This window comes from Bradyrhizobium sp. (genome assembly GCF_049581145.1).
Classification (GTDB): Bacteria; Pseudomonadota; Alphaproteobacteria; order Rhizobiales; family Xanthobacteraceae; genus Bradyrhizobium.
Genome location: NZ_JBAURI010000827.1, coordinates 1 through 2,485 on the forward strand (window position 1 = coordinate 1; position 2,485 = coordinate 2,485).

At 64.7% G+C, this 2,485-nt stretch carries 1 protein-coding gene and 1 pseudogene; one reads left to right on the forward strand and one right to left on the reverse strand.

The annotated features are described in order from the left end of the window. Positions 1–283: pseudogene (locus tag WCB02_RS27080) on the forward strand (hypothetical protein); the annotation flags it as partial. A gap of 167 nt (positions 284–450) precedes the next feature. Here the strand turns inward: WCB02_RS27080 and WCB02_RS27085 are convergent. Continuing rightward, positions 451–2,343: an ABC-F family ATP-binding cassette domain-containing protein gene (locus WCB02_RS27085; protein WP_423962827.1), complete on the reverse strand. Its 1,893-nt coding sequence runs from the start codon at positions 2,341–2,343 to the stop codon at positions 451–453. Positions 2,344–2,485: the final 142 nt, after the last annotated feature.

Here is a 2,485-nt window from a genome sequence, read left to right on the forward strand (position 1 = left end):
CCCGCAAACGGGCGCGCCGCCGCCGCGGCCGGGAGCGGTCGCGCTCGGCCACACCGAATGCGATGTCGTGCGCGGCATCGGCGCGCCAGACAACGTCAATATTTCGGCGAGTCCGGGCGGTCAAAGGGTCGCCGTCGTGACCTGGTCGCAGGGCCCGCGCGCTGGAATCTATACTTTCCAGGGCGGACGCCTGCGCTCGGTCGAACGCGGGGCTGATCCGGTCGCGCCGCCGCCGAAGACCGCGAAATCGAAGTCCAAGAAAAAGCCTCCGGCTGCGACCTGATCTGCGACGGTTAGTTATGGTTGGTGCGCGATGAGTTTGAATCGCCATCGCGCTCCAGGGGTTTGATTGAACATGATCTCCGCAAACGCGTTCCGCGTTTGTCGCGAGGAAAACAATGAGGTAGCCGTCGGTTCGTCGCCCGATTGCATGCTTTTCCCCACGATGCTCTAGCCCGACGCCCCGTCAAATTGCGAACTGGCTTCCAGCCACGCGTCCTCGGCGCGCTGCAACGCGTTGACCGCATTGGCGCGCGCCTTGCTGAGCTGGGCGGCCTGCCTGGGGTCGCGGCTGAACAGATCCGGCAGCGCCAGCGCGGCATCGATCTTGGCAATGATGCCGGTGATGCGCTCGATCTCGGCTTCAGCATCCGAGATCTTCTGTTTGATGGGCCTGCGCTTCTCGGGCTTTTCGCGCTCGCTCTTCTCGGGGGCCTGCTTCGCAGGGGCTTGCGGGCGCCCGTTGTCGCCGCGGTCGCGCAGACCTGTGCGCTGGCCGCGCGCCGACAGCACCATGCGCCGGTAGTCGTCGAGATCGCCCTCGAAGCTCGTGACAGCATGGTCGGCTACCACCCAGAGCTGATCGGCACAGGCTTCGATCAAATAGCGGTCATGCGACACCATGATTACCGCGCCCGGGAATTCGTTGATGGCTTCCGCCAGCGCCGCGCGGCTATCGATGTCGAGATGGTTGGTCGGCTCGTCCAGGATGATCATGTTGGGACCGAAAAAGGTCGCAAGTCCGAGCAGCAGCCTGGCTTTTTCACCGCCGGAGAGGCTTGCGACCCTGGTATCGGCGGCCTTGCCGGAAAATCCGATGGCGCCGGCGCGCGCCCGCACCTTGGCTTCGGGCGCCTCCGGCATCAGTTTGCGGACATGGTCGTAGACGGAGGCAGCTTCGTTCAATTCGTCGAGCTGATGCTGGGCGAAATAGGCGATGGCGAGCTTGTCGGCGCGCGTGATCGAGCCCGAAAACGGCTTCAGCCGGTCCGCGAGCAGCTTGACCAGAGTGGATTTGCCGTTGCCGTTCGAGCCCAATAGCGCGATGCGGTCGTCGTTGTCGATGCGCAGGGTGACGCGATTGAGCACCGGACTGGTCTGATCGTAGCCAACCGATACATTGTCGACGGCGATGATCGGCGGCGACAGCGCTTTTTCCGGCGCGGGGAAGCTGATCTCGCGGACGTCCTGCGTGACCAGCGCGGTCACCGGCTTCATCCTCTCCAGCATCTTGACGCGTGACTGGGCCTGGCGGGCCTTCGAGGCCTTGGCCTTGAAACGGTCGACGAAGTCCTGCAGGCGCTTGCGCTCCGCCTCCTGACGTTTGACGGCTTTGGCATCGAGCATTTCCCGCGTGGCGCGCTGTTCCTCGAAGGATGAATAGCCGCCGCGGTACAGCGTGAGCTTGCCGCGCTCCAGGTGCAGGATCTGATCGACCGACGTTTCCAACAGGTCGCGGTCGTGGCTGATCACGATCACGGTCCGCGGATAGTTGGCGAGGTGGTCCTCAAGCCAGAGCGTTCCTTCCAGATCGAGATAGTTGGTGGGCTCGTCCAGGAGCAGCAGGTCGGGCGCGGCGAACAGGGTCGCGGCCAGCGCGACCCGCATCCGCCAGCCGCCGGAAAATTCCGAACAGGGCCGTGCCTGGTCCGCGGTCGAAAAGCCGAGCCCGCTCAGGATCGCGGCGGCGCGCGCCGGCGCCGAATGGGCATCGATATCGACGAGGCGGGTCTGGATTTCCGCGATCCGGTGCGGATCTTCGGCATGGTCGGCCTCGCGCAGCAGTGCGTCGCGCTCGAGATCGGCCTTGAGAACCACCTCGATCAGGCTCTCCGGTCCGTTCGGCGCTTCCTGCGCGAGGCTGCCGACGCGCCAGCGCGAAGGAATGGTGATGCTGCCCGTCTCGGTCGCGAGTTCACCGCGAATCGCCCGAAACAGCGTCGATTTACCGGTACCGTTGCGGCCGACCAGGCCGACTCGCGCGCCGGGAACGATCTGTGCCGAGCCATGATCAATCAGAAGTCGCCCGGCAAGCCGGACCGATATTTCGGTGATGGAAAGCATGCGGGGTTGTCACCGCAGCGCGGCGCAAAGGCAACCGGTTTGTCGATGAATTTTTGTCGTCACGATCGGGTCAACGTGCGTCGCCGCCGCCTTTTTCCTGCTCGCGCAGCCGATCCAGGAGCTGCTGCAGGTAGGGCGAGGG

Bases quoted from the DNA above. Each gene is read 5' to 3' on its own strand.
- WCB02_RS27085 (WP_423962827.1), bottom strand. From the start codon at position 2,343: ATGCTTTCCATCACCGAAATATCGGTCCGGCTTGCCGGGCGACTTCTG.